The organism is Bdellovibrio reynosensis, from assembly GCF_022814725.1.
GTDB classification, from domain to species: Bacteria; Bdellovibrionota; Bdellovibrionia; order Bdellovibrionales; family Bdellovibrionaceae; genus Bdellovibrio; species Bdellovibrio reynosensis.
Window position 1 is genome coordinate 2,244,143 of the sequence record NZ_CP093442.1, and the last position, 26,551, is coordinate 2,270,693.

Below are 26,551 nucleotides of genomic sequence, written 5' to 3' on the forward strand. Positions count from 1 at the left end.
TCCTTAGTCAAAAGTGATCATCAAGTTTGCGCCAACAGCGCGAGATTTTTCAATGCCTGCGGCAAGTTCATCACCATTGTCATAGTAAAGGACTGCACCCATGTTCGGAGCAAACTTAAAGCTTGTGCCAAGAACGATTGGCAACATTGGTGATTTCACGTCTTCGGCATTTGTTTTATCGATATTTAGACCCAATTGGAATCCAAAGAAAACACCAATGTGTTCTTCAAATTTGAACATCAAAGCCAATGGGACATCAAGGTAGTTCACTGATACTTTTGTTTCAGTCGCGCCACTTTCTACGATAAGAGGTCTTTGAGTGTAAAGCATACCTGTACGGAAATGCCATTTTTCACCAAAAGGCATATGAGCTGTCGCTCCGAATTGCATTCCCATTTGGCTTTTTGCTGTTGCTGGAGCTTCTACATCTGCAGATTGTTGGCGCACGCCCACTTCAAGTTGGTAATCAACATCTGCCATCGCAGCAGAAGTCATCACACCCAGGGTAGCGAAAACAACAAGAGCTAACTTTTTCATTCTTCCTCCTAAAATCGACTAAAAGTCCTAAACCTAGTGGACCATAAGTTTATTTATTTATCAAAACACCATACAGCATTCAGGGCCATCTCGTTTACAGCCTTATTTAAAGACACTTCGCTGTGCTCCAAACGCAGATGATGGGGTTCTACCGTGCCACGGGCCGCCAATGCGATAAGAATTAACGGCAAAGCAATTCGCCAAAAGATTTCAAATCCATTGCCAGCTTGTGGCGAATATTCATCTTTCCATTCTCCAAAACGAATGGCTTTAACAAGCATATAACCAAGGCTAAATAACATGACTGTGATTACGCAAAAGATCAGAGTTTGATTGTTTTGCAGACCTTGCGCTTGTTCTAACAACGTATCAAAGGTCCAATTCATGTAACCTTCAAATCTTAAACGCACGCCGTGTTTTGCGAAGTGAAAGAAATCAATGAAAGTTAATACGCAGATAAGAAACCAAGCCAAGCCAAAATAGATTTTATAAAAAGCAAACATCCAGCGGGGCCATTTCTGCGTTATGGCCTGCCCAATGATCAGGAAATAAAGTGGAATAAATAAAAATCCGAAAACCAAAATATCAAAACGCAAACCCGCGATGAAGGAATGAACGATTTCGATGAAATCCACATTCGCTGTCGCATGGAAAACCGACAAGAAGTAAAGATTCATGCGAAACAGGGTCATGAAAAGAATCATGGCAACACTAAGGATCGCTAATTTTAAAAAGACTTTCGTAGAAAAACGCAGAGAAAAGATAAATCTATCTGCCACTGAAGATCCTTTGACTGAGAAAAAAAACCAGACTCAAATAATCGCTAAGGAGATTATATGGCCTCATTGATCTTATACAACTATTTTCGCAGTTCCACCTCGTACCGCGTGCGCCTGGCGATGCACGTGAAAGGTTTGGATTTCGAATACAAAGCCATCAATCTTCTTAAGTCTGAACAAAGATCCGCAGAGTATTTAAAGATCAATCCCCTTGGCGGAGTGCCAACACTTCTGCACGACGGGAAATACATTCCTGAATCCATGGCGATCATCGAATACATCGAAGAAGTTTTCCCAGAACCAGCACTTCTTCCTAAAGACGCCTACACCAGAGCTAGAATCAGACAAGTTTGCGAAGTCATAAACTCGTTCATGCATCCCATGGGCAATCTAAAGACTTTGCAGTACATGGAAAAAACCCACGGCTACACCCAAGATAAAAAAGAAGAATGGGCGCAACACTGGCTAAGCCAAGGTTTAGAAACTTTAGAAGAAACCATTAAAGAATTCGCAGGCACGTATAGCTTCGGCGAAAAAGTAACAATGGCCGACCTATTCATCGTGCCACAGTTACTTACCTGTCAAAGATTCAACGTAGATATCTCAAAATATCCGACCCTACTAAAAGTAAACGAAAACTGCCTAAAGCTAGAAGCTTTCCAAAAAGCAGACCCCTTCATCCAAGTAGACACACCCGATAACTTAAAAAAGAAATAAAGGGGGCAAGGGGCAAAGCCCCAAAAAAAGCGGCGGCAAAGCCCAGCCAACATCCCCCGCAAAACAGAAGCGGTCAAAAGTGGTCAGCCGCGAGGCGGAACGGTGTTCCCGCAGCGCAGGCGTAGCAGCGCTACGTCGGAGCGAGGACAACGCCGTTCCAACGAAGTGGATGGCCGCTTTTCACCGCTTCCTATGTTTGAAAACTAATTAGAGTGGATAAATAGGAAGTTCCATTTATCTAAAACTGGGATGACGATGAAGACGAGCATCGAAACGTTGAGCCACATAAAGAAGGCCAACCATCTTTCGGTGCCGTTTGATTTATAATAGCGATAGAACTCTTGCATAACTTTAAATGCAAACGGGAATGCTAAAAGCGCAAACATCCAGCTTGCATGAACAAACATCGGTGCTGCCAACGCCACACCTACATACACGAAAGTGTATAATCCGATATGGAATAAAGTCTTCTGCATACCTAAAGCCACCGGCAAAGTAGGAATGCCTCCAGCCGCATAGTCATCTTTATAACGAATCGCTAAAACCCAAAAGTGCGGCATCTGCCACAAGAACATAATCAAAAACAAATACAAAGATTCAGAATTCCAGATATTGGGATTCGCAACCGCGTATCCGATAGTCACTGGTAAAGCACCAGGTAAAGCACCCGGAACCGCAGCCATCACCCAACGACGTTTCCAGTACATGGTGTAAACGAAGTTATAAAGAACAACGCAAACTAAACCCACCCAACCTGCTACAGGTTGAAGTGTGAATAGGAAATTTAGACCAACAAAGATGAAGCTGACTGCCAAAATGCCAGCAGCGGCCGGTTTGATTTTTCCAGCAGCGATCGGTCTTTTAGCTGTACGAGGCATTTTTTGATCTAATTTCCATTCTTGAACTTGGTTTAAAGCCAACGAACCAGAACTAAGGAAGTAGATACCTAGAAGAGTCTCAAGGAAGATTTTCCAGTCGAAGGTTTGTTCAACTTGAAAACCAGTGGCATAGCCGGCCAGTCCTGCAAGAACTGAGAAAACGACTATGCCAAACTTAGTAAGATCTGCGTATATGCGTAACACTATCTTATAGAGGGCTAATTTCCAGTACGCGAGTTGCGATATCAACTGCGCTGAAAACGAAAAGCACTAGTAAGAAAAAGAATCCGGTCGCAAAGATCGCTCTGTTCATGTTTGTGTCGTCCTTCAAATGCATGAAGTACAACAAAACGAATGCTGCTTTAACCGCAGCGATAGCGAAAGCTACTGCCCCCGCTAAAGCTCCCATTTGCTCATGGAATTGGTGCGCGAATACAGTCAAGAATGTCAGACCGAACAACGCTCCAGCGACTTTAAGGTAAGTCGACATTGGAGTGATGTGCGGATGAAGTGTATTTAAATCGTTATTTGCGTTTGCTGCCATTTTTTACCCCACCAAATAAAGAAGAGGGAACAAGAAGATCCAGATCAAGTCGACGATGTGCCAGAAGATACCAACACCTTCAACCGGCAACCAGTACTGAGAGTGGAAATCTCCACGGATAGTTCTGATTAAAAGCCAAGTGATCAATCCCATACCGATCAACACGTGAAGACCATGAAGACCTGTCATGCAGTAGTAGAAACCGTAGTACATACCTAGGTTGGCATGTTCAGCACCTACTTTAGCAACATCAAGGAAACGACCTGGGTACAAGCCCAAGTGGAACTTATGGCTGTACTCGAAGTACTTGATACACATGAAGACCGCGCCGCAAAGGATGGTCGTTGCCATCGCCATTGCTGCTTGTTTCGTCTTATTTTGTTGAATAAGAGAAATCGAAATCGCCATGGTGAATGAAGAGAAGATTAGAACCAGGGTATTGATGAAACCCATCTTCCAATCCAAAGACTTCGCGCCTTCTTCAAACATATCAGGATAGATGTGATGGAAGATTGCATAACCAACCAAGATCGCACCGAACATCAGGATCTCAGTTACCATGAACAACCAAATACCCTGCTTACCGCTGTCGTACTCTTGAGTCGCATCTTTAAAGTGATGCGACACGTGAGCTGCTCTGAATCCGTTTGCTGTAGTAGTGCTATCTGTACTCATAAGGCCCCGCTGTTACAATTGGTTCAACTGCAAAGTTATCGTGAGGAGGAGGAGACGCCGTTTGCCACTCTAGAGTTTTAGAACCCCATGGGTTAAGCGGAGCCTTTGGTCCATTTCTTAAACCCTGAACGATTACCCAAAGACCCATCAAGAAACCAGTCAGGATCAACCAAGAACCGATTGTTGAAATCTTATTTAGGTTTTCGTAGGCAGGAATGTAGTCGAAATAACGACGTGGCATACCCATCGCACCCAAGATGAATTGAGGGAAGAACGTCACGTTGAAACCGATGAAGATGAATACGAAAGACAAACGAGCGATTGATTCGTTGAACATCTTTCCGAACATTTTCGGGAACCAGTAGTAGAAACCACCCATCAACGCCATCAAGGTACCTCCCACCATCACATAGTGGAAGTGAGCTACCACGAAGTATGTATCATGGAAGTGAACGTCAATTGGCAATACCGCAAGCATGATACCAGTCACACCACCGATTGCGAAAAGGAACAAGAAACCAAGAGCGAACAACATCGGTGAATCAAAAGAGACTGAACCTTTGTAAAGAGTCGCTACCCAGTTAAACATCTTAATCGCAGTCGGAACACCTACTAGCATCGTCAAGAAAGAGAAGATGATACCTGCAGTTGCTGACTGACCAGATACGAACATGTGGTGACCCCAAACGAAGAAGGAAACCGCTGCGATACCTAGTGAAGAGTAAGCAATCGCTGTGTAACCGAAGATCACTTTCTTAGAGAAAGTCGTGATCAACTCAGATACCACACCCATCGCTGGGATGATCATGATGTACACCGCTGGATGCGAGTAGAACCAGAAGAAATGTTGGAACAATACCGGGTCACCGCCCAATGCAGGGTCAAAGATACCCACACCGAACAATTTCTCTGCCGCTAACAACAACAACGTGATCGCAAGAACCGGAGTTGCAAGAAGCTGAAGGATCGCTGTTGAATAAAGCGCCCATACAAACAAAGGCATTCTGTGCATAGTCATGCCAGGTGCTCTTAATTTGTGAACAGTGACGATAAAGTTCAAACCAGTAAGAACTGAAGACATCCCCATCACGAACGCGCCCAAAACCATTAGAACAGTCGCTGTTCCAGTTCTGATTGAGTAAGGAGTGTAGAAAGTCCAACCAGTATCGATTTTCTTAAAGAAGAAAGTCGCAATCGCAAGAGCCGCACCCGCCATGAAGCAGTACCAGCTAGCCAAGTTGATTTTCGGGAAAGCCACGTCCTTCGCGCCGATGTGAAGCGGAAGGAAGAAGTTACCCAGGATCGCCGGGATACCAGGAACGATAACCATGAATACCATGATCGCCCCGTGATAAGTCAGAACTTGATTGTAAACGTCACCGTTTTTAAGAACGTTACCCACGTTTGCTGCCGCGTTTGGAGCAAAAAGCTCTAAACGAAGAAGTAACGCCATGATACCGCCGATTAAGAAGAAGAACATAACGGTCGCCATGTACATAAGACCGATACGTTTGTGATCCACAGTCGTTAACCAAGACCATAGACCCTTTTCAAAATTAATGTAGTTGTCACCGTGATGAGCTGATTTTGTAGCCATGTGGTGCTCCTTATTTCAATTCCTTGATGTACTCAACAAGCGCGCTGAGTTCATTTTCATTTAACTGACCCTGGAAGGTAGGCATAACACCTTTAGGGAAACCTTTAACAATGTGCTTATTCGGATTCAGCATAGAATCGCGAAGGTAGTTTTCATCGATAGTAACTTTAGAGTTATCATCAAGAACTTCTTCTGTGCCGAATTTTTGGAATAATGTAGGACCTACCTTTACCGCAGGGGAATCTACAGAGTGGCAAGAAGCGCAGGCTTTAACCGCGAAAAGTTTTTCTCCGCGTTTTGCCAATGGCAAATTGCGTTCTTCCTGGCCTTGTTCCAAATAACGGTCGAAATCTTCTTTATTAACTACTTTCAATTTTCCGATCATGCCTGAGTGCGAAGTACCGCAGTACTCTGTACAGAAGATATGGAAATCGCCAAGCTTATCCGCTCTGAACCACACTGCTGTATATTGTCCAGGAACAGCATCTTGTTTCATACGGAAAGAAGGTACGAAGAATGAGTGAAGAACATCCAAAGATGAAAGGATCAATTTCACGTCAGTGTTGATTGGAACAACAAGTTCATTCACGGTTTTATAACCGTTCTTGTATTCCATTTCCCAAGCCCATTGCTTACCAACTACGTTGATCTCAAGAGCGTTCTTCGGCATGGTTCTCATGTCGTGGTAGATGTACCAGCCCCAAGCAAATACACCCAAGAAGATTACTAGTGGAATGAATGACCACACGAACTCCAAGAAAGTATTGTGGGAAATGTAAGCAGTCTTATCGTTAGGTGTTTTACGTCTGTATTTCCATACAAAGTAAATCATCCCGCCGATTACGAGAGCGCAGGCAATAAAGCTAGTAATCAACAAGAAACCATAGAGATTGTCTACCTGCTTTGCAATCTCAGTTCCTTGTGTGGGCATGAAGGATTGGGCCTTCGCTAAATTAAACCACATCATGTACTTTTATCTCCCCGCCTCTTTGGACTTCGCTCTGCGAGAGCGAATATAAATCGGCAATAACCATAATACCATCACCAGAACCATCAGCGCCCCGCCCAGCTTCATTACGTTGAAGGCAGCCAGGGTGTACTTGCTCTGTTGTGGGTCATACTTAAAACAATAAAGCACCAAGTGCTCGACGAAGCTGCCGATTTTTCCTTCGGTCGCTTCATTAAGAGCTAACTTGATGTCCTTGGGATCAAACATGATCCCGTGCAAATAACGAGAAATCGTGCCGTCTGGAGTGATAACCACCGCTGCAGAGGCATGGGCCCATTCCTGAGCTTTCTCGTCCCATTTAAATTTAAAACCCAATGACTGAGTGATTGCCTGAACAGTGGCTTCGTCAGCGGAAAGGAAGTGCCATCCCTGCTCAGCGCCTTCGCGGTCATAAAGTTTCATGTAAGTCGCTTTTTTCTGGGCTGCCAACTCTGGAGTTTCTTTTGAGTCAAAACTCATAGAAAGAATTTTATATTTCTTTCCGACAGACCATTCTTTTTCCATCAATTTAAGGCCATCAGTCAGACCGTTAAGATGGAAATTGCAAAGCCCCGGGCAGGCAAAATAAACCGGAGAAATAATCACCGGATGTTTGCCATCAAAGAAAGAGCCCAAGGTCACTTCCTGACCGTTATCGTCTTTCACTTTCAAATTCAGATCGATTTTCTGACCAAGCTTTTCATCAATGCCGATGCCTTGAAGTTCTTTAGGCTGCTCGCTTGCAACCATCGGCGCTGGTTTACCGTCGTAAGCTTGTGTTTCAGGCAATGAAAATAAAACGAGAACGGCTCCAGAGAGAGCCATACCCATTGTTTTCATTTTAAAAACAAGCTTATTAGAAAGCATTAATTAAATCCCTAATTATTGAGCAGTTTTTGCAAACTCAGCTACTTTTGCAGGATCGTCTTTTGATTTATTTTCTGTGATAGATTCAATGTACGCCACTAGAGCCCAGCGATCAGCCGGTTTGAAGTGAGCATAAGAAGCCATCGATGTCCCTTTAATACCGTTTGTAAGCACGTTAAAGTGAGCGATAGCGCCGTCACCTTGAGTCCATTTGCCTTCAACAAGGTTACGAGGTTTAGGATTCAAACCAGCACCCGCAGCACCGTCACCTTTACCTTGATCACCGTGGCACATAGCGCAGTTTGTTTTGTAAACTTTCGCACCATAAGTCACTAGCTCAGGGGTAGAAACCCATGGTTCTTTCACGTCAGTGATATTAAAGACAGGCGCAGCTCCTTCGACAGCTGGAGCATTTGGATCAACGACGTTTTCTCCTAAATCAACACCCTTATGAATCGCTACAAGGTAGAAGAAAAATACGAAGCAAAATACCATGGAGAAAGCAAAAGCAATCAAACCACCGCGATTATATTCATCTCTAGTTTCAGACATAGGCTGGCACTCCCTGGGGGACGCAAAATAAGTTTTGTCACAACATTGTAATGTATTGTTCGATAACTAACTGAAAATGAAAAAAGGGGCAACTAATTAAGCCGCCCCCCTTTATGATAACCGACCGTCGCCGCAAAGCATTAAGTCGTGGTTAGAACAGATATCTGTTAATGATATTCACTAACTTCTCTGGCGCTTCAACGTTGGCGCAATGACCTTGACCTTCAATAATTTCAAAACTTCCTCGGGAAAAAAGTTTCGCCAAATTCTGGGAATCTGAAACAGGCAAAAGTTTATCGTGTTCTCCATGCAACACTAAAACTTCGTGACCGACATCTTTTAAATCTTCACGAACATCAAGCCCATCAAGGGCTTCAAGCACCCAGTGCCCAACGGTTTTCACGGAATGAAAAGCGTCTTCAACGATGATGTGATTAAAAAATAGGCTGTGAGGGTTATTATTATGAATCGTTGAACCGATCACAGCTGCCGTCAGATTTTTATCTGCTTTCATCTGTTCAAAGGCGGCAATCATGGATTTATCAAAGGTAATACCTTGCGCACCAACAGGATCTAACAGCACAGCTTTTTTGAAAAGCGACGGCTCTTTCGCCAACATTAATGCTGCGATAAGTCCCCCAGTGGAATGTCCAACAACATGAACAGATGTCTTATTTAGCGATTTAAGGACGCGAATAAAGTCGTCCGCAAATAGATGCAGGTCGACTTCACTGGAGTCTTTTGGCGCTGCACTTTTTCCACAGCCGCGAAATTCAGCGAAGATCAATGAACCTTTATGGTCTTTTCCTTTGGCTTCAGCAGCCCAAACTTCGCCCGCAGGATACCACCAGCGGTTTGAGGATAAGTTGCCATGAATAAAGAAGATGTCTTCAGGAACTACGTTTTCTTTAATTTCGTAGTTAATCATTCGCGACCCACTTTAATAACTTTGTCGCCGTTCTTAACTTCTCCACGGAATGGATAACCTTCAAAATCTTTTCCGCCTTGGAATTCTGGATTTCCTTTTACGATTTGATAAACCCACGCAGCAGAAAAATACGGAACCGCTTCGACCATTTTGTGTTCGCTGCCGTTGATGTAAAGACGACTTGCTCTGCTTGCAACAGGAACTGCATCCCAATATTCATCAAGCACGCTCGTGTTGATGTATTGATCCTGTCTAGCAATCACAAGATGCAAAGACTTTGCTGGGATACTTTGTGTGTGATCAACGGGACGGAATTTACGAATTCCTTGAACCAGGCGATATGTCGCTTCTAGTTTAAATGGATTTTCTAAAACGATGGGCTCAGCTTGCGGGTAAGTTGCGTAAATAATTTGATGAAGGAAATAATCATAAAGATCATCATCAGAGGCTTTATTAAATGGAAACATCTGACGAGTCGCCCAGATTTGTGATTTAATCCAGTTGTCTTGACCATCAAGTGGACGAGTGAATGGCGCCATCATAATTAGGTTTTTTACTAACTGCGGATATTGAGCTGCAAAGCCTGCGATGATACCGCCACCATAGGAAAGACCTACTAAATGATAAGGACCTTTCAACTGCATTTTTTCTAATAATGTTTTTAGATCACTCACCTGATCTTGATAAGGAATTGGCGCCAAGATTGGAGCATACTTTAATAAAGTCTGCCCTTGTCCAAATGGATCGTAACGAAGAATGCCCACCCCACGTTGAAGCAATGGCTCAACAAAACCATTCCACTGGCGCGTGCTATAAGTAAGACCGTTTACTAAAATAACTGTTGGTTGATTTTTTTCTGCAGGAACGTAGTCGACGTAAAGTTCACGCTTTGCTGCAACAGCGACGAAACCTTTGAAGGCTTCAGTCTTTGCATTAGCTTGAAGCGAAATAAAAATACTAGATCCAAAAACAAAGAAAGCCGAAAACAGAAATTTCATAACCGGTCCTTTATAGTTAATAGTTTTTTTATAGAACAATTCCACCATCAACGCTGAGAACAGCGCCGTTGATATATGCCGCCTGATCACTTGCCAAGAACAAACAGGCGTTTGCAATGTCTTCAACTTCACCTAAACGCACCACAGGTACTTTGGATGCCATTCCATCTAAAACTTCTTTAGGCATCGCTTTTGTCATCGCTGTTAAAATAAAACCTGGAGCGATGGCATTTGAAGTAAAGCCTTTACGACCTAATTCCTTAGCCCACGTCTTTGTCATACCAATCACACCTGCTTTTGCAGCGGCGTAGTTCGTTTGACCAAAATTTCCATAAAGACCAACTACTGATGAGATATTAATGATGCGCTTTTGTTGAGAGCTTGGATTAAATTTTTCTAACAAAGTCTTTGTGACATTAAATAAGCCCGTCAAATTAGTATTGATAACTGCATCCCAATCTTCAGCCTGCATTTTTGCGAAAGATTTATCGCGAGTGATACCAGCGTTATTCACAAGAATATCCACAGCCCACGGTAAAGTTGTTGTCGCTTTATTTACTGAATCACGATTTGTCACATCCACTTGCGCGAATGAAAGTTGTGAAGCGTACGCTGCGAATTCAGCTTTTGCATTTTGCAAAGCTTGTTCGGAATAATCCCAGATCGCAACGTTGCCACCAGCTTTTAAAAAGTCCAAAGCAATTTGGAAACCAATTCCGGAAGCGCCACCTGTAACAACTGCATTTTTATTTTTGAAATCAAAATTTATATTTTTCATAAACACGACTTACCTTCATTTGCCCCACCTCCGTCAAAGAAAATCGCACTTTTTCGCTCTGTGAATAGAGTCAGAACTCTAATTTTCTTTTCTTGCAATCAGAGAAAAAATGTTTTGAAGATAGCGCTTAGAAACGATCAAAAGTGGTCGAGCGCATCCGTCCAAACACCGTCGATCGCGCTATTTTATCGCTCTGTAGGAAGGACATATATGAAATCGTCAACTATCGTTGGAACTGGAATGTTCGCGCCAGAACGAGTGATCTCAAATACTTATTTTGATGAACTTTACAAAAAGGACATCGGCCGCTTTTTAAAAGAACAAAGAAATATCTCTGAAAGACGTTGGATGAAGGAAGACCAACGTACTTCTGACCTAATCATTCCAGCAGCACTTCAAGCCCTGAGGTCAGCGAATATTACAGCGTTGGATTTAGATCTAATAATTGTAGCAACAGACACGCCTGATTATCTCTCTCCATCTACGGCTTCTGTTATCACTTATTTATTAGGTGCCGACAACGCTGGTAGCTTTGACGTGAACTCCGCTTGCGCAGGATTTGTGACTGCTTGTGATATGGCTCACAAATATATAGTGGCCGATCAAAAGTACAAAAACGTGCTTGTGATCGGCGCTTACGGGATGAGTAAGTATTTAAATTTTGACGATTACAAAATTGCATCGTTGTTTGCTGATGGCGCCGGCGCCGTAGTTATTCAAGCGACAGAAGAAGAGGGCTTTTTAGAAAGCCAAATGTTCACTGAGGGCCAATATCATGACTATATGGGGATTTATGCTGGCGGCACAGCTAAGCCCGTGTCCCATCAAGTGATTGAACATAAAGAACATCTTCTTTCATTTCCAAAAAAAATTCCGCCAGAGACAAATGGAATCCACTGGCCGAAATTGACCCATGCTTTATTAGATAGAATTAAAAAACATCCTGAAGATATTAAGCACTTCTTTATCACTCAGTTTAATGTGCAAAGCATTTATGAAACTTTGGATAAACTTAATCTGTCTAGGGATCGTGCGCATTACATTATGGATCGTTACGGTTATACGGGATCAGCTTCCATTGCCATGGCTATCGCGGATGCTGCCCAAATGGGAAAAATGAAAAAAGGTGATTTGGTCTTTATGTTAGGTTCTGGCGGTGGTATGAGCATGACGGCCTTAGCCCTTACGTGGGGATATGATACTTAAAGGTGTTTTTATGGAATTAGATTGGCTTAAACACTGGAATTTAGAAACTCCGAATAAGATCGCCATCAAAGATGGCGATTCTGGGAAAGAGATTCCTTATGCTGATCTATTCCGTCTTTCCAATCAGGCCGCGCGATTTTTAATTAATACTTACCAAATCAAAAAAGGCGATCGAGTTGCCGTTCTTTCAACCAACGAACTTGAATACGTCTTTTTATTTTTCGCGCTTCAAAGACTGGGCGCGATTTTAGTTCCAATCAACTTCCGACTAACACAAAGGGAAGTTGATCACATCATTTCGGATTCACAACCTCAGCTGGTTTTATTTCAAGAGGCTTTCGGCGGCATTGTGGAAAATCTTGAATTTAAAGTTCAGAAGCTTTTGCTGCAGAAACCTGACAATTTAGTTCCTGAATCAGATAGTTTTGCAGATGTAATCCACCTGCAACCAAATGATGAAGTTCCATTTACAGCCACCGAAAATGATCCGGTGATGATTCTTTATACTTCAGGTACAACCGGCGCACCAAAGGGTGCTTTGTTAAGCTTGAAAATGATTTACTGGAATTCAGTGAATACGCAGTTAAGACTGAATCTGCAGTCTACAGACTGCACGGTAATATTCTTACCGTTTTTTCATACCGGTGGTTGGAATGTCTTAACAACTCCATTCATTCACGCTGGTGGAAAATTAGTTTTCTTAAAAAAATTCGACGCTGAACAAGTTTTAAAGCTAAGTGAAAAAGAAAAAGCCACTATTCTATTTGGTGTGCCTACTACAATGGACATGATGGCGCGCACACCGGTCTTTAAGAACTATGATCTGCAAAAAATCCGCTACGCCATTGTGGGCGGTGAACCGATGCCTGTTGAACTTATTAAAACTTGGGCTGACAAAGGCATCCCCGTTCGCCAAGGTTACGGCCTAACTGAATTCGGTCCGAATGTGTTCTCACTAAATGAAGAAGACGCCCTCCGCAAGATCGGCTCCATCGGTTTCCCTAATCATTACGTCGAAGCCAAAGTCGTCAATGACGAAGGCCAAGAGTTAGCGGCTGACGAAATCGGTGAATTGATCTTACGTGGCCCAGTCGCGATGCAAGGATATTGGAATAATCCAAAAGCCACCGAAGAAACTTTACGTGATGGCTGGCTTCACACCGGCGACTTAGTCCGTAAAGACAGCGAAGGATACTTCTACGTCGTCGGCCGCAAAAAAGACATGTTCATTTCCGGCGGCGAAAACGTTTATCCCGCAGAGGTAGAACAAATCCTACGCAGCCACCCCGGAGTTTTAGAAGCCGCCGTCATCGGAGTAAAAGACGAAAAATGGGGCGAAGTCGGAAAGGCTTTCGTGGTGACCCGCGATGAAGAGTTAACGGCGGAAGCATTGCGAACTTATTGCTTGAAGAACCTAGCTAAGTTTAAGACGCCCCACCATTATGCTTTTTTACCTAACCTACCAAAAGGTGACAGTGGAAAAATTCTAAAACGCCTGCTTTTGAATGAAGGCTTCCCTTCTAAGTAGCAATATAATTTCGGTTAATTGAATTCTCTCATCTCCTGTCTCCTCTACTCATCTATACATCTACAAATCAATTATCTACACATCAATTCACAACTCTATCAACTCATCAAACTAACCAATTCATCAAGTGACCAAGTGACCAACTCATCAATTCATCAATTCATCAATTCACAAACTCATCAACTCATCAACTCATCAACTCATCAACTCATCAACTCATCAACTCATCAACTCATCAACTCATCAACTCGTCAACTCATCAACTCGTCAACCCATCAACTCATCAACTCGTCAACTCTATCCATCCATCCATCCATCCATCCATCCATCCATCTATCCATCTATCTATCTATCTATCTATCTATCTATCTATCTTTCTATCTTTCTATCGCACCAATATAAGTACATTTTATTCATCAATCTAATCTGTCTCACTTATTGCGTCTTCACGTGGTCAATTATTCAGATATAAAAAAGTGGAACGGCGAAAAAATAATTCAATCATTTCACTACCGCTTCGGTTACTTGAAGTGTCATATCTAAATTGTCATGAGTGAATTTCTTGACCGGATTTTCTTAGCCTTAATTTGCCCGCTGTTTGATCATTTTCATTTCGAATAATTCAAAAGTATTTTTGGGAATGATCTCCCTTTATAACTGATTTGTGTGCGTTTAAACTTATGTCTTGGTTTACTCGTTCCCTTGCGAAATCAGCATCTAAAAAAACCTGTGTTATACCTCTATCAATCGCGGAGGAATAATATGAATCCATTATCTCGTTTATCAAATCATGAACTTGAAAACAGTTTGAAAGATCTGGTTCAAAAAGAACGAAAACTTTTGCATGTGATTTTGGAACACATCCGTGAGATTGATGCTCGTAAGCTTTATCTCGAAAAAGCATATTCGTCGATTTATGAATACCTGACTAAAGAACTTGGATATTCTGGATCGGCAGCCATGCGTCGGCTTGAAGCTGCTCGTCTGATTCGCGAGCTTCCGGGGGTTGCGACTAAAATTCAAGAAGGCTCGTTGAATCTTTCACAAATTGGTGAGCTTTCGCGAGCTATTAAAGAGAAGGAAAAATTAAGTGGCGACAAAGTTTCCTCTTTGCAGAAACAAGAACTGGTTGCTGTTGTTATTGGCAAAACTACGCAGGAAACTCAGCATGAACTATCTCGCGCTTTGGATTTGCCGATGAAAGAATATGACGTACAAAAAATCCAAAAAGATGAATCCGTAAGATTGGAACTGACTTTATCGAAAGATCAATATCAAAAGCTTTTGAGCTGTAAGGATTTAGCGGCGCACTTGCTGTTAGAAAAGAATCAATCTATTTCTATCCCCGACGTAATAGAGTTTCTAGCAAATCAATATTTGGATGAACGATTCAAAAACCCAAAATCGAAGAAAATACCATCTGTAAATAAACGAACTGAGCAGTCCTTGAACAATGAACATGTGCTATTTGAAAGCAAGGTATCTAATCATTCGAATTCACCAAATGCATCAAACGATCACGAAGGTTTCCAATCAGCAATAATCACCACCGATGCGGTGGTGGCGAAAAATAAATCGGTTACGCCAAAAACACGTCGGCTAATTATTGAACGTGATAAATGCTGTCAGTATGTCGATAAGAAAACAGGAAAAGCTTGCAAGAGTACGTTTGCTTTACAAGTAGATCATAAGATTCCACGGTGGGCTAACGGTGATAATTCATTTAAAAACTTGCAGGTTCTGTGCGGCAATCACAATCGCTATAAGTATAAAAAAGAAGCACGACTTCAATAATCTTGTTGAGAGTTTGGGATTTTTTACTAAGTCTCCTCCTTGGGAGCATTCTATCTATCTCCTTCTATGGTTATATATTGTAGACTTCTATCTGTTATCTATAGACTCAAGGTATCTAGAGCATCTACGCATTTATGGCATCTACGCATTTATGGCATCTACGCATTTATGGCATCTACGCATCTATGGCATCTATGGCATCTACGGCATCTACGGCATCTACGGCATCTACGGCATCTACGGCATCTATTCAATAATCCTTTTAATTTTTTATTTAATTCTTTTTTCGTTCTTGGAACAGAATTGATGTAGTTGGTCTGCAAAACAATCACAATTCGCGTGGTGCTTCCAGTAGTGACCTGGTCCCACAAAGCAAAAAAGCAATAGCCATTATGGGTGATACCTTAATCTAAAAACGAAGGCGTTAGTTGCAATAGCTTAAAAAGTCGTCCTAAATGTTAAAAATTCACCGTGCTCTCATGGCTTGTTCGGCAATCGCTAGCCGACTCTCATCTTTCAAGTCGGTAGGTTTAGCTTTGTATTCGGACGAATCTATGGACCTTCCTAGACCAAGGCTCAGGAATATGAAAATCTCAGTATCAAATCGAGACCACCCCACAAACCTACTACATTTTTTTCCGTTTATTCCGAATGAAAGAATATGAAGTGGGTCTACTTTTTTCTATTATCTATTCTTGTTTCTTTAGCTGCATGTACTAGTGCGACTCGTTCGCCTAGTTCTGAAATGTATGACGATCAAAGAGCGAATAGAATTCAAGAGATCGATTTAGAACTTTCTAAGTACTGGAGCAACGATTGGCGGGCAAGCCAAAGAGTTTTTCAAACTCAGAAAACTTCAGCAAGCACTCCTGTTTTTGATGGTGCGATGGTTTCAGATCCTGAAGTAAGAGCCCAAGTTCAAAAGCTTCTTAATGAAAGACAAGCCCTGGTAAACCAACTTTCAGGCAAATTGCAATTGCGAGAATGGTCAGGCTTAGGTCAATGGTTTCAAGCAACGTTCCGCGGTCCTTTATTTGAAACTGAAGAAGTCATTAGCATTAAAGACTTAGATCAATATAGAATTAACGGCCCGGGTCGCAATCCATTCCCGTTAGAACACCGTTTTTATTCGAACTACACTTTAAGATTAAGAAACGATCTGCCAGCAAAAGACAGCGACAAATCCCATGCAGGCCGTGGCCAGGATAATAATCCTTCGCAAAGTTATCTTAAAGGCCGCATGGAATGTAATGCCGATATCATCTATGATTCTGGATTTCTATTTTTCGGCGGCCCAAAGCGCAGCCCAGTTTATGAATTTAACTGGTACTATAATGAAGTGAACGGCCAGCGCCTGAAAGTAAAATTTAGCAATAACGTGCGCCGTTGCGTAGTGAAGTTTTTTGATCCAGAGATTTCGAAAAACTACACCCATGCTTTTGAACTTGTTGATTTAGCTGATGCCAATAAAGAATGGTACAAGCTGACTAATCAGATTGATATTTGTGCCCGTCCTCAAGGAAACTTCGGTAACAACCCGACTGGTTTCTTCTGGCAACAAGATTATAACTTCTCTACTTGCCCGCAAACTTACGATAAACTTGTGAACTTGCGTGATCCGTATATCGCTACAAACCAAAAGGTTTTAGCGCTAACGGGCTCCCCGCTTTCGCGCAAGGATTTCAATGATAAAAACCCATTAGCGAAATTGGATTTTTCAAAAGCTCCCCATTTCGATGTTATTTGGGTTTCGTCACTGAATTTCTCAGCGGACTTTTACGGTATGGTTATGGCCAGATCCCTGCGCTATCATGCAGAACGTGGCACGCAAATCCGTATCCTAGTTCCTGAAGTAACTATGACTAAGAAGGATAAAAATATCTTAGACTGGTTGCAAATCGGTGTGCCGAACGTCAAAGTTCAGTATTATAAATACCGCCTTTCAAGCGCTGACGACGGCGGCTGGTTTGATAAATTCCACCGAGTCAATCATACGAAGTTAATCATCGGGTATTCTGGCAGCAATACCAAAGATAGCTTCTTAATAACAGGTGGTCGCAATATCCGTGACTCTTATATCTTTAGCGATACGCCATTTTACAAAGCTTATGCCTATTTAAAAAACTATGGCGACGGCGAAGAAAGTTATATCTATTATAACGATTTCGAAATCGAGATTCGTGGTCATGAATTTGTTAAATCCGTGATGTCACAAATGATTTCCTTTTGGACAAGGGAACCAGAAAGCAACCGTTTCCGTTCTACGAATATCAATATCCCACAGTACGCCTCACCAGAACAAGTGTCGCGCCTAAGCAATTTGCCGCAGCTTCATCCGGTGGTCCGTCATATTGTTTCGTTGCCATTCTTTGATGGCTTCCAGCTAGAGCGCTATTACATTGAAATGTTTGATTCAGCCCAATCTGAAATCTTGCTGACTACACCCTATTTCCGTCCAAGCGTTGCCATCAGTGCAGCATTGGATCGCGCTGTTTCCAGAGGCGTAAAAGTGAAAGTCATCACGCGTATTCATTTAGCAGGAGATGGAACCCCGCAAATCGCTGAAGACGTTAATAAGGAAGGCGTGAACCGCCACCTAAGAAACGTTGAAATCTATGAGTGGGCGGACCAGCATTCGATCTTGCATGCTAAAATTTTAGTGATCGACACCAAACTTAGTTTCGTCAGTAGCGTAAACCTAAACCGTCGCAGCTTCATCCACGATACTGAAAGCGGAGTTTTGATTTTACATCCAAAAACAGCAGAGATTCTAAAGGCCGAAGTAAACCAGTTCCTGCGCCAGTCGCGCAGACTTACGGCTCAAGAAAGAATTTCTTGGATCAATAGCACTCTTATTGATTGGGGCGACACGTACTTCTAACGAAATACTGCCATTTGAGGAACTAACTCTTCGGGGCTGATTTCAGAAAACGATAGTGGCCGGCCCTGTTTCAAAAAGTTCGTATAAAGGGATGACTTTACGTTTGCGAATTTCTGTAGTTTTAACTCATCAATAGCAATTGAAGATACTTTTTTGCATGAGTGATGCTTCGTACATTTTTCCTTAGATTTAAGTAGATCCTTATTTAAGCGTTCAAATACGATGTGCTTAAACCCTTCAGAACTTCGCCCCGTAAGAAGTGCTGCTCTGCCGACCTTACTTCCCTTGTTAGTGACCATAAGCGCATCGATATGGGTGATCAGTTTAAGATTTCCTTTTAAAGGATTTAATTCTGTGTGGGCTTTCATGCGTAAATGGGAGTTTCGAAATTGATCAACCCATTCAAAACGTAAAATTCCTGTTTTAAGTTCAATCCACATCGACCAACCTGCTGTGGAATGAGCACCCAAATAATCGCGGTCTCGTCTTAAGTAAATCGTAAAGGGCGTTTGGTTTTTAACTACAACATCCAAACGGTGATCCCACGCGGGAAATTCATTTTTTTTAAGCAAAGGCTCAGTACGAAATTGCACACCTTCAAGATATTCGGACATGTTAGAAGTGCGGCGGCACGCTGCAGGGATTTTTAAGCGGTCCCTTTTAGTCCATTGCGAATCAAAGGATAACAATGCATGCTTTTCTAAAACGCAAAGGATCTCTTCCTCGCGCAGAATTTCAGCTGTCAGCGATTCGACCCCGCCTAAATTTTCATTAGCCCATGTTTCCACCTCGGGAAGATGCTGCCAAGTGGTGATCATAAAGCTAAAAATCCATTCAATTAACATATTAGCAACTTCTAATGGGAAAGCAGATAAGGGGCAAACAAATTTCTATTTGTTTAATATTTTGTTTTAATTACCCGGTACTATCGTCTAGATGGTTATATAAATAAGAGGATCTACTGCAATCTTGTGTAAACTAAAGGAATGATACGGAAATTCGCTGTTGCTTCATTTTTAGTCTTTGTCTGCGCCTGCAGCAAAAATTCGCCTACTTTGGGACCTGGAGATGAAAACCAACTAGCTAGTGCAGCTGAAACCAACTGTGGTTTTGTGAGCAATTCATACGGGCAAAGAGTTTCTTGGAAAAAGAACATTCCCCTAACTTTAAAAGTATATAATGATTTCCCAACTGAATATCTTGAAGTTCTAAATAAAGCGGCAGCCCACTGGAATGATGCTGCCGGAATGACACTGCTGATGTTCGAAAATACAGGCACCTCGTTAGCGGCAACGTCCAAAGATGGCGCAAATACTTTATTGTGGAAGCAAGAATGGCCTGAAAAGTTAAGCAAGCTTCAAGGTGTCACCAATTTATATTGGAATAATAACGAACTTACAGAAGCTGATATTCAAATTAATAATAAAAACTTTAATTTTTTCACTGAATCCGCGACGACCCCTTACGATCTTCACTTAGAAAGTTTGTTGATTCATGAATTAGGTCATGCCCTAGGTCTTCGCCACCAAAGCACTGTTCCTAGTGTGATGTGGGCCATTCTTAATGGCGGTGTTAAAAGAATAGAAATTTCTGCAGCCGATCGCGAATCGATCAAGTGCGAGTATTAACATGATGAAGAATAAACCTCCATTACAGAAGATGTCGCGATTCATCAGCTTAATTCTGATATTAGCGACCCTCCCTTTTGCGGTGATGTTGTTAAATAAAAAGATTTCTCAATCTAGAGGTATTGCGACAGATCAAGTTGGTTACCAAGAAGATTTAAATTACGATCTTTCAGAAGCTTCTGTGTCAGAGTTTAAAAAAGCTTTTAAGTACCAACTTCTTAAAAACATCCTTGTCGAAAAAAACTTAGAAGGAGTCGTTATCACCGTTGGCGGCTTTCAAATGAAAGACAGCGCTGGCAATAAGGTGTCGGTCTGCGAACTTTATCCAACGATTGATTTCTTTCTTTCTGCTGAAGGAGTTGCATTTTCCGGGGAAATTCCGCAGCTGATTGTTCGCGCATCGTGCGTCCCATCAACTGATCATAAACACATTTCTTCGTTCCCTATTCCGTTTCAAGAAATTTTTGAGACTCAATTAGACCAAACGATGCTAACTATTGAGCCAGGCCCCACACATTTAGGTGGAAAAGTTTTCTTTAAAAATATCGTGGAATTTTGGCCGGCACAGTGGGTTTTAAGTGGCATTAAACTTTACCCACGGGATTCACGGCAAAGCACATTGGAAGTGAATGGTTACGAAATCATTTCTGTATTGGGTGCGCCGTTATTTATTAACGAATAGGTTCAAACTCTGGAACGTAACGAACCTTATCCGTGCCTTTAGCTTTTGCTTCAAAGTCTTGATAAGCGCGACGATGATCTTCAACGTCTTTTGCGATCTGGGCATCGATCTCTTTATTTCGTTCTTCGTTACGGGCATCCATAGTCACAGCTGACTTAGCCACTTCCGGTTGCCACTCATCACCTACGTAGATAGCATTTCCATCAAAGAAATGAACTTCTTTTTCAAAGCGCAGATGTTGATCATAAAACACATAGGTCCAGCGGTCTTTGCCGTGGAAACGCTCAGAGCGGCTTGGGGAACCCATTAGATCAAGAACGTCATCTTTTTCCATGCCCGGTTTAACTTCGTTAAACTGCTTAAGCATAGATGTCTGACAGCCTGTCGTTAGAAGCAATATTAAAACGACTGGAATAGCCAAATAACGGATCATAGATCCCCCATCATCTTAAGGTATCAGGTAAATGAATGCGCTTAAAGATGCCGTCTCAATTTGGCACGAAAAACGGTTTGAAACTTCTATTTTGACAGAATAACCGGATCAATTAGGCTTGGCTCCGGGGCTTTTTTCTTCAGCGCGTGGCTACCATCAGGTGTTTGGGGTTTTTCTTTAAGTCCATACTGCGAACGGACCTTTTTAAGGGTGCGCTTCACCGTCGAAGTTAAACTCATCTCCCCTTCCATTTCTTCAATGGATTTAAGGTCGATGCGTTCATAGACTCTTCCCGCAGCCTGGTTTTTTTCAGGATAGCGGTACTTTAATAGGGATCTTTGTTGATCGTATTCTTTGATATTCGCTGCTAATTCGTGGTGAAGATGAATGATCTGCTTAATGATCTCATTTAATTTCTCAGGATCTTTGGTGGTCTGCTTGGCGATGATCAGTTTATTAATTTCTTCTTGGCCAGTGCGAACTTTCGCTTCTAAACCAGACACGCGGGCTTGAACAACGTTAAAGCTATCTTCGTTAGTTTTGATTTCTTTGGCAGGGGCGGCCGCCGCATCTTCCTTGCCACCTTCAGCAGGTTTTTCTTCCCCACCACTGGCAAATGCAAGCGAAGTCGCTGTAAAAAAGCTAAGCAAAAAACTAAGAACTTGAGAGTACATCTTGCCTCCAAGAAATTTTAAAAGGCAGATATTTTATTCGGTTGATTAGGATGCTAGCTTTAGCCGGAGACAAACGTCTTAAGACCAAACGACCGCCACCCACTTCATTTAAGAGTGCATTCACATCCCAGCCAAAGCGGGAATCGGTCATGGCTTCTTTAAGTTGTAAAAGCAGATGGCTGGTTTCAATTCCATCGATCACTACTAAATATGATAAAGGCCCCGCTTCTACATCAGCATTGGCAAAATCTGTGACGTCTGAAAAATCAGATGTATCTAAATTAGAAGGCTCTGGTTCTGTCACCGCACCCAGTGGCTGATTGAAATCATAAGGAGCAGGCTCTTCGGTTTGATAATGATTTTCTTGTGGAGTTTCAAATTCAGATCCCGGTTGAATTTCTTCAGCCGGAGTTAAATACGGATCTTCTTGCGGAGCCATTTCGTCAGGAACTTCAGTAGGAATATCACCACTGAAACTAGGTTCAGGAGAGTTTTCAAAACTTGCTTCAGAATTCCCGTAACCAGAAAAATCTTGAACTGGAGGCACTTCAAATTGAACGCCACCTTCAAAGTTAGCGCCACCCTCAAAATCAGCACCGCCCTCAAAGTCAGTGCCGGCTGCGATATCCGGTTCCGGTGGGAGCGATGGTTCCTGCATTTCCGGAGTTACTTCATGTTCAACCATTTCAGGCTGACCATTCCAATCAACAAAGAAAACTGCATTGCATTGGGGGCAGGTAAATAATGTCCCCCAGTGCTTTTCAAGAATCTCTACGGATTGATGGCAACTCGGACAAGAACTCAATTATCTTTTTCCTTTACCAGGTTTTTCCATGCGACGACGTTCTTCACGGTTCATTGGACGGTCATCACGAGGTCCGCTTTGGAAAGTCATTTTACGTTTCTCTGGTTCAGAAGAAGAAGCGTTCGCTTGTGGAAGGCTATGTCCGATGTCAGCTTCAGACGGAGAACTGTAATCAAGTTCGCTTAAATCAGCTTCTTCAGGACGAAGGCTTTCAAGCACTTCTTCTTCTGATTGTTGAGCTACCAATTGAACGCGCATCACTTTTTCAACCGCGTCTGCTTTGATCGTGTTATTAAGTTTTTCAAAAGCCATGAAAGCTTCTTTTTTATACTCAATTAAAGGATCTTTTTGAGCGTAACCGCGAAGACCAATACCTTCTTTAAGTTTATCGATAACATAAAGATGGTTTTTCCAGTGATGATCGATACTTTGAAGCAGGATCATTTTTTGAACTTGTTCAAAGAAAGGTCCCATTGAAGATTTTTGTTTTTCAAAAACTTCTTTCACACCTTTTTTAACTTCTTCAGTCACTACTTCAGCATCAACTGGTTTACCAGCAAGATCGACTTTGAAACCGAACATTTGGCCTAAGGAGTTATTTAAGCCTTCAATGCTCCACGCTTCTTTTTTCGCACCTTCAGGAAGATAAGTGTCTAACAAGTTAGATACTGAATCGCCCAACCAATCCAAAGTTGTTCTTTCGATTTCTTGGCCTTCAAGTACTTTTCGGCGCATAGAATAGATGGCGTTACGTTGTTGATTCATCACCGTATCGTATTCCATCAAGTTCTTACGAATATCAAAGTTGTGACCTTCAACTTTACGTTGCGCACCCTCGATGGCATTCGTCACCATTTTCGCTGTGATCGGTTCATCTTCAGGAATGTTTAACATTTCCATGATTTTTTGAATGCGTTCACCGTTGAAAATTCTCATTAAGTTGTCTTCAAGGGATAAGAAGAATTTAGATTCCCCTGGGTCCCCTTGACGACCAGCACGACCACGCAGCTGATTGTCGATACGACGAGATTCATGTCTTTCAGTACCGACGATGTACAATCCGCCCAAAGCTTTCACTTCAGCACGTTCTGCTTCCACTTGGGGCTTAAGAGCATTGTATGCTTCTTCATATTCAGGCGTACCTTCAGCAGCACCTGACTTAGCTTTCGCCAACATCTCAGCATTACCACCCAACATGATGTCTGTTCCACGACCCGCCATGTTCGTGGCGATTGTCACAGCACCTTTACGCCCCGCTTGAGCAACGATCTCTGCTTCGCGTTCGTGGTGTTTTGCATTTAGAACTTCATGTCTGATGCCTTCTTTTTTAAGGAAGTTGCTTAAAGACTCAGATTTTTCAATCGACGCCGTACCAACTAGGATCGGTTGACCTTTAGCGCTGCGTTCTTTGATGTCAGCAGTGATTGCTTTGAACTTCGCTTTTTCAGACTTATAAACGACGTCTTCTTGGTCTTTACGTTGAATCGGTTTATTTGTCGGAATCACGTTTACATCAAGTTCATAGATTTTTTTGAACTCTACTGCTTCTGTGTCCGCTGTTCCCGTCATGCCTGAAAGTTTATCATACATGCGGAAGTAGTTTTGGAACGTGATGGTAGCCAAAGTTTGGTTTTCACTTTTAACTTCAACACCTTCTTTAGCTTCGATAGCTTGGTGAAGACCATCAGACCAACGACGACCTGGCATCAAACGACCTGTGAACTCATCCACAATCACGATTTCGCCATCTTTGATCATGTATTCAACGTCACGGCGATATAGATAGTGGGCCTTTAAACCTTGGTAAACATGGTGAAGAATTTCAATGTTTTGTGGGTCATAAAGATTGGATAGACCCATTAACTCTTCAACTTTCGCGTTTCCGTCATCAGTCAAAGAAGCTGTCTTCGTTTTTTCTTCCATCGTGAAATGCACATCGCGCTTCAGGTGCGGGATGATCGCATTTACTGCCAAGTATTTTTCAGTAGAAGATTCGGCAGGACCAGAAATGATCAGCGGAGTTCGCGCTTCATCGACTAGGATCGAGTCACACTCATCCACGATTGCAAAGTAGTGACCACGTTGTACGTAATCAGCTAAATCAAACTTCATGTTATCGCGCAGATAATCAAAGCCCAATTCATTGTTCGTGCAGTAAGTGATATCGCAAGCGTACATCTGTTTACGCTGTTGATCGTTCAAACCGTGAACGATGATCCCTGTAGTCAGACCCAACCAACCGTAAAGGCGACCCATCCATTCAGCATCACGACGAGCAAGATAATCATTCACCGTTACAACGTGAACACCGCGACCAGTAAGAGCGTTTAGATAAACTGGCAAAGTTGCTACCAGAGTTTTACCTTCACCCGTACGCATTTCAGAAATATTTCCGCGGTTTAGAACGATACCACCGATCATTTGCACGTCATAGTGGCGCATGCCTAACACACGCTTTGAAGCCTCACGACAAACGGCAAAAGCTTCAGGCAGGATGTCGTCAACTGTTTCACCTTTTTTTAAACGCTCCTGAAACTCAGGGGTTTTGGCTTTAAGTTGTTCATCCGTGAGAGCTGCCATAGCAGGTTCTAATGAAGCGATTTTATCCACCGTTGGTTGGATTCTCTTCATTTCACGATCGTGTTTTGTTCCAAAGATTTTTGTAAGAATTTGTGTAACCATAGTCATAAAGAATAGACCCAAAGCCCTCTATGCGGCAAGGCAAGGGGACTATTCGCGACTGCGTCATTGACGCGTATTCATTTGGAAAATTTAAAACCAGTCGCGAGGGTGCAACAATGTACACTCCTCGACTAAAGGCTATGGTTTTTCAGAGGAGAATGTCATTTGGCGAACACCTTCATAAGCAGCAATCGCAACACTTGTCGCAAGATTTAAACTGCGCGCGCCTTCACCTAACATCGGAATTGTGACTGTTTGATTGGGAAATTTTAATAAAAGATCCGGATCTAAACCCTTCGTTTCTTTCCCGAAAACAAGCCAATCCCCGTGTTGGTATTGGGGTTCAAAGTAAGTTCTTTTAGTTTTTGTGGTGAAAAGCCAGATGCGTGACGGGTCTTCAACCTTCCTCCACCAGTCTTCAAAAGTCGCGTGACGATGCCATGTCAGATGAGGCCAATAATCAAGGCCAGCGCGCTTTAGATTGGTGTCATTGATTTCAAAACCCATCTTGCCGACCAAGTGCAATTCACAGTTAGTGGCAACACAAGTACGCCCGATATTCCCCGTATTTTGCGGAATCTCGGGCTCAATAAGAACAATGCGGAATAACTTTTTTGAATCAGGCAAGATGCTTAAAAACCTCTTGGCCAAGTTTTGATAAAGCCAAACGGCGACCTTTATCCACGATAAGTTCTAAATTCATCAATTCGCGGTAAAGAGTTAAATCAATGGGTACGATCTCTCGGCCAGTAGAGCGTCCCAATTTTTGAATATAGGTCGACTGCTTTTCAGTCAAACGAGTAATCAAAGGAGGCTGCTCTTCCATGGATTTTCTCCAGTCCCCGCCCGGGATCACCGAAGCACTGACTGGAAGTTTCAATGGATTTAAGAAATAAACCCAAGCTTTAACCGGAGAAGAGGCACCTTCTGGATGCACATCGATTTCTTCTCTAGAATAAAGGCTTTGATCAGGATTATTGCGATTGTAGCCAAAAAATTCATCTAAAAGGCTGATAAGAAGTTCTGAACCTTTAAGCTCCATAAGTTGGCCAGGAACCAGGTCAGAACCACCTTTTACGATAGCCGGAAAGCCTACCTTTAATCTGTAAGCAGTGGCTTTGGCGCGCGCAAATATTGAAGATTCCACGAAATTTTGGATCTTTGAGAAGTGGACCATTCCGTCACACAAAGAGCCGTATACGAAAAAACGCGTTGTAGTCATTATCCCCCCCGAGTACGACAACAATTTGGCTTTTCCTTAAAAGCGGACCCCTGTGTAACAAAAACCACAGGCCTCCGCAAGCCGCTTTAAACATAAGCAGCTATTTTTTCAAAAAGACGCACTTACTGTTTCGCGTTATTAGTAATTAAAAATATAAAATAACTTTTTCCTGATTTTG

At 42.4% G+C, this 26,551-nt stretch carries 27 protein-coding genes; 8 read left to right on the top strand and 19 right to left on the bottom strand.

All coding sequences use genetic code 11. The features are described from left to right. Positions 1–3 precede the first annotated feature (3 nt). Both MNR06_RS10515 and MNR06_RS10520 read right to left on the bottom strand, forming a co-directional pair. Positions 4–537, bottom strand: coding sequence for an outer membrane beta-barrel protein (locus tag MNR06_RS10515; protein WP_243535805.1), 534 nt, complete (start codon positions 535–537; stop codon positions 4–6). A gap of 53 nt (positions 538–590) precedes the next feature. Then, positions 591–1,316: an LTA synthase family protein gene (locus MNR06_RS10520; RefSeq protein ID WP_243535807.1), complete on the bottom strand. Its 726-nt coding sequence runs from the start codon at positions 1,314–1,316 to the stop codon at positions 591–593. A 57-nt stretch (positions 1,317–1,373) separates the two neighbouring features. On the opposite strand from MNR06_RS10520, the gene maiA reads away from it, so the two are divergent. Next, the gene (maiA, locus tag MNR06_RS10525; protein ID WP_243535809.1) at positions 1,374–2,033 is read left to right on the top strand and encodes a maleylacetoacetate isomerase; all 660 of its coding nucleotides are present in this window, start codon (positions 1,374–1,376) and stop codon (positions 2,031–2,033) included. A gap of 203 nt (positions 2,034–2,236) precedes the next feature. Here maiA and MNR06_RS10530 read toward each other — a convergent pair whose 3' ends face one another. From MNR06_RS10530 to fabG, 10 genes are all read right to left on the bottom strand, one after another. Next, positions 2,237–3,115, bottom strand: coding sequence for a protoheme IX farnesyltransferase (locus MNR06_RS10530; RefSeq protein WP_243535811.1), 879 nt, complete (start codon positions 3,113–3,115; stop codon positions 2,237–2,239). Positions 3,116–3,119: 4 nt separating this feature from the next. Next, complete coding sequence (locus MNR06_RS10535; protein ID WP_243535812.1) at positions 3,120–3,455, bottom strand: cytochrome C oxidase subunit IV family protein; 336 nt, start codon at positions 3,453–3,455, stop codon at positions 3,120–3,122. Positions 3,456–3,458: 3 nt separating this feature from the next. Next, on the bottom strand, positions 3,459–4,130 hold the full coding sequence (locus MNR06_RS10540; RefSeq protein ID WP_243535814.1) for a cytochrome c oxidase subunit 3 family protein: 672 nt from the start codon (positions 4,128–4,130) through the stop codon (positions 3,459–3,461). Next, positions 4,117–5,727 (bottom strand): cytochrome c oxidase subunit I, encoded by a 1,611-nt coding sequence (gene ctaD / locus MNR06_RS10545; protein WP_243535816.1) that lies wholly within the window; start codon positions 5,725–5,727, stop codon positions 4,117–4,119. The genes MNR06_RS10540 and ctaD overlap by 14 nt, the downstream gene beginning before the upstream one ends. Before the next feature lie 10 nt (positions 5,728–5,737). Next, positions 5,738–6,694, bottom strand: a complete 957-nt coding sequence (gene coxB, locus MNR06_RS10550) for a cytochrome c oxidase subunit II (protein WP_243535818.1) — start codon at positions 6,692–6,694, stop codon at positions 5,738–5,740. A 6-nt stretch (positions 6,695–6,700) separates the two neighbouring features. Continuing rightward, positions 6,701–7,582, bottom strand: a complete 882-nt coding sequence (locus MNR06_RS10555; protein WP_243535819.1) for an SCO family protein — start codon at positions 7,580–7,582, stop codon at positions 6,701–6,703. A 15-nt stretch (positions 7,583–7,597) separates the two neighbouring features. Beyond that, positions 7,598–8,134: a c-type cytochrome gene (locus MNR06_RS10560; RefSeq protein ID WP_243535821.1), complete on the bottom strand. Its 537-nt coding sequence runs from the start codon at positions 8,132–8,134 to the stop codon at positions 7,598–7,600. Between the two features lie 151 nt (positions 8,135–8,285). Beyond that, a complete protein-coding gene (locus MNR06_RS10565) occupies positions 8,286–9,062 on the bottom strand; it encodes an alpha/beta fold hydrolase (protein WP_243535823.1) in 777 nt (258 codons plus the stop codon). Beyond that, a complete protein-coding gene (locus MNR06_RS10570) occupies positions 9,059–10,060 on the bottom strand; it encodes an alpha/beta fold hydrolase (protein ID WP_243535825.1) in 1,002 nt (333 codons plus the stop codon). Before MNR06_RS10570 ends, MNR06_RS10565 begins: the two co-directional genes overlap by 4 nt. A 28-nt stretch (positions 10,061–10,088) precedes the next feature. Continuing rightward, positions 10,089–10,838 carry a 3-oxoacyl-ACP reductase FabG gene (gene fabG, locus MNR06_RS10575; RefSeq protein ID WP_243535827.1) on the bottom strand — a complete coding sequence of 250 codons (750 nt, stop codon included), beginning with the start codon at positions 10,836–10,838 and terminating at the stop codon, positions 10,089–10,091. A 210-nt stretch (positions 10,839–11,048) separates the two neighbouring features. Here fabG and MNR06_RS10580 point away from each other — a divergent pair, with 210 nt between their 5' ends. The 5 genes from MNR06_RS10580 (at position 11,049) to MNR06_RS10595 (ending at position 18,247) form a co-directional block, all read left to right on the top strand. Next, on the top strand, positions 11,049–12,044 hold the full coding sequence (locus MNR06_RS10580) for a ketoacyl-ACP synthase III (protein WP_243535829.1): 996 nt from the start codon (positions 11,049–11,051) through the stop codon (positions 12,042–12,044). 10 nt (positions 12,045–12,054) lie between these two features. Beyond that, a complete protein-coding gene (locus tag MNR06_RS10585) occupies positions 12,055–13,572 on the top strand; it encodes a class I adenylate-forming enzyme family protein (RefSeq protein WP_243535831.1) in 1,518 nt (505 codons plus the stop codon). Positions 13,573–14,334: 762 nt separating this feature from the next. After that, entirely contained in the window at positions 14,335–15,366 is a 1,032-nt protein-coding gene (locus tag MNR06_RS10590) for an HNH endonuclease (RefSeq protein ID WP_243535833.1), read from the top strand. Positions 15,367–15,500: 134 nt separating this feature from the next. Continuing rightward, positions 15,501–15,623, top strand: a complete 123-nt coding sequence (locus MNR06_RS16705; protein WP_256461056.1) for a hypothetical protein — start codon at positions 15,501–15,503, stop codon at positions 15,621–15,623. 404 nt (positions 15,624–16,027) lie between these two features. Then, positions 16,028–18,247: a phospholipase D-like domain-containing protein gene (locus MNR06_RS10595; protein ID WP_243535835.1), complete on the top strand. Its 2,220-nt coding sequence runs from the start codon at positions 16,028–16,030 to the stop codon at positions 18,245–18,247. Here the strand turns inward: MNR06_RS10595 and MNR06_RS10600 are convergent. After that, entirely contained in the window at positions 18,244–19,092 is an 849-nt protein-coding gene (locus MNR06_RS10600) for a hypothetical protein (RefSeq protein ID WP_243535837.1), read from the bottom strand. The genes MNR06_RS10595 and MNR06_RS10600 overlap by 4 nt on opposite strands. A gap of 141 nt (positions 19,093–19,233) precedes the next feature. On the opposite strand from MNR06_RS10600, the gene MNR06_RS10605 reads away from it, so the two are divergent. After that, positions 19,234–19,875: a matrixin family metalloprotease gene (locus MNR06_RS10605; RefSeq protein WP_243535839.1), complete on the top strand. Its 642-nt coding sequence runs from the start codon at positions 19,234–19,236 to the stop codon at positions 19,873–19,875. 1 nt (position 19,876) lies between these two features. Further along, complete coding sequence (locus MNR06_RS10610; RefSeq protein WP_243535841.1) at positions 19,877–20,557, top strand: hypothetical protein; 681 nt, start codon at positions 19,877–19,879, stop codon at positions 20,555–20,557. Here MNR06_RS10610 and MNR06_RS10615 read toward each other — a convergent pair. The 6 genes from MNR06_RS10615 to MNR06_RS10640 form a co-directional block, all read right to left on the bottom strand. Next, positions 20,547–20,990 carry an outer membrane protein assembly factor BamE gene (locus MNR06_RS10615; protein WP_243535843.1) on the bottom strand — a complete coding sequence of 148 codons (444 nt, stop codon included), beginning with the start codon at positions 20,988–20,990 and terminating at the stop codon, positions 20,547–20,549. The two genes, MNR06_RS10610 and MNR06_RS10615, sit on opposite strands and share 11 nt — an antisense overlap. An 86-nt stretch (positions 20,991–21,076) precedes the next feature. After that, on the bottom strand, positions 21,077–21,664 hold the full coding sequence (locus MNR06_RS10620) for a hypothetical protein (protein WP_243535845.1): 588 nt from the start codon (positions 21,662–21,664) through the stop codon (positions 21,077–21,079). Next, the gene (locus MNR06_RS10625; RefSeq protein WP_243535847.1) at positions 21,645–22,469 is read right to left on the bottom strand and encodes a hypothetical protein; all 825 of its coding nucleotides are present in this window, start codon (positions 22,467–22,469) and stop codon (positions 21,645–21,647) included. The genes MNR06_RS10620 and MNR06_RS10625 overlap by 20 nt, the downstream gene beginning before the upstream one ends. Next, the gene (gene secA, locus MNR06_RS10630) at positions 22,470–25,151 is read right to left on the bottom strand and encodes a preprotein translocase subunit SecA (RefSeq protein ID WP_243540786.1); all 2,682 of its coding nucleotides are present in this window, start codon (positions 25,149–25,151) and stop codon (positions 22,470–22,472) included. A 138-nt stretch (positions 25,152–25,289) separates the two neighbouring features. After that, positions 25,290–25,778: a tRNA (cytidine(34)-2'-O)-methyltransferase gene (locus MNR06_RS10635; RefSeq protein WP_243535849.1), complete on the bottom strand. Its 489-nt coding sequence runs from the start codon at positions 25,776–25,778 to the stop codon at positions 25,290–25,292. Next, positions 25,771–26,373 (bottom strand): gamma-glutamylcyclotransferase family protein, encoded by a 603-nt coding sequence (locus MNR06_RS10640; protein ID WP_243535850.1) that lies wholly within the window; start codon positions 26,371–26,373, stop codon positions 25,771–25,773. The genes MNR06_RS10635 and MNR06_RS10640 overlap by 8 nt, the downstream gene beginning before the upstream one ends. Positions 26,374–26,551: the final 178 nt, after the last annotated feature.

Excerpts from the sequence above, each read along its gene's own strand:
- MNR06_RS10590 (WP_243535833.1), top strand. The coding sequence starts at position 14,335 with ATGAATCCATTATCTCGTTTATCAAATCATGAACTTGAAAACAGTTTG.
- MNR06_RS16705 (WP_256461056.1), top strand. The coding sequence starts at position 15,501 with ATGGCATCTACGCATTTATGGCATCTACGCATTTATGGCATCTACGCA.
- MNR06_RS10535 (WP_243535812.1), bottom strand. The coding sequence starts at position 3,455 with ATGGCAGCAAACGCAAATAACGATTTAAATACACTTCATCCGCACATC.
- MNR06_RS10565 (WP_243535823.1), bottom strand. The coding sequence starts at position 9,062 with ATGATTAACTACGAAATTAAAGAAAACGTAGTTCCTGAAGACATCTTC.
- MNR06_RS10515 (WP_243535805.1), bottom strand. The coding sequence starts at position 537 with ATGAAAAAGTTAGCTCTTGTTGTTTTCGCTACCCTGGGTGTGATGACT.
- MNR06_RS10605 (WP_243535839.1), top strand. The coding sequence starts at position 19,234 with ATGATACGGAAATTCGCTGTTGCTTCATTTTTAGTCTTTGTCTGCGCC.
- MNR06_RS10540 (WP_243535814.1), bottom strand. The coding sequence starts at position 4,130 with ATGAGTACAGATAGCACTACTACAGCAAACGGATTCAGAGCAGCTCAC.
- MNR06_RS10580 (WP_243535829.1), top strand. The coding sequence starts at position 11,049 with ATGAAATCGTCAACTATCGTTGGAACTGGAATGTTCGCGCCAGAACGA.
- maiA (WP_243535809.1), top strand. The coding sequence starts at position 1,374 with ATGGCCTCATTGATCTTATACAACTATTTTCGCAGTTCCACCTCGTAC.
- ctaD (WP_243535816.1), bottom strand. The coding sequence starts at position 5,727 with ATGGCTACAAAATCAGCTCATCACGGTGACAACTACATTAATTTTGAA.
- MNR06_RS10595 (WP_243535835.1), top strand. The coding sequence starts at position 16,028 with ATGAAGTGGGTCTACTTTTTTCTATTATCTATTCTTGTTTCTTTAGCT.
- MNR06_RS10560 (WP_243535821.1), bottom strand. The coding sequence starts at position 8,134 with ATGTCTGAAACTAGAGATGAATATAATCGCGGTGGTTTGATTGCTTTT.
- MNR06_RS10620 (WP_243535845.1), bottom strand. The coding sequence starts at position 21,664 with ATGTACTCTCAAGTTCTTAGTTTTTTGCTTAGCTTTTTTACAGCGACT.
- MNR06_RS10570 (WP_243535825.1), bottom strand. The coding sequence starts at position 10,060 with ATGAAATTTCTGTTTTCGGCTTTCTTTGTTTTTGGATCTAGTATTTTT.
- MNR06_RS10615 (WP_243535843.1), bottom strand. The coding sequence starts at position 20,990 with ATGATCCGTTATTTGGCTATTCCAGTCGTTTTAATATTGCTTCTAACG.
- coxB (WP_243535818.1), bottom strand. The coding sequence starts at position 6,694 with ATGATGTGGTTTAATTTAGCGAAGGCCCAATCCTTCATGCCCACACAA.
- MNR06_RS10585 (WP_243535831.1), top strand. The coding sequence starts at position 12,055 with ATGGAATTAGATTGGCTTAAACACTGGAATTTAGAAACTCCGAATAAG.
- MNR06_RS10610 (WP_243535841.1), top strand. The coding sequence starts at position 19,877 with ATGATGAAGAATAAACCTCCATTACAGAAGATGTCGCGATTCATCAGC.
- MNR06_RS10555 (WP_243535819.1), bottom strand. The coding sequence starts at position 7,582 with ATGCTTTCTAATAAGCTTGTTTTTAAAATGAAAACAATGGGTATGGCT.
- secA (WP_243540786.1), bottom strand. The coding sequence starts at position 25,151 with ATGGTTACACAAATTCTTACAAAAATCTTTGGAACAAAACACGATCGT.
- MNR06_RS10600 (WP_243535837.1), bottom strand. The coding sequence starts at position 19,092 with ATGTTAATTGAATGGATTTTTAGCTTTATGATCACCACTTGGCAGCAT.
- MNR06_RS10640 (WP_243535850.1), bottom strand. The coding sequence starts at position 26,373 with ATGACTACAACGCGTTTTTTCGTATACGGCTCTTTGTGTGACGGAATG.
- fabG (WP_243535827.1), bottom strand. The coding sequence starts at position 10,838 with ATGAAAAATATAAATTTTGATTTCAAAAATAAAAATGCAGTTGTTACA.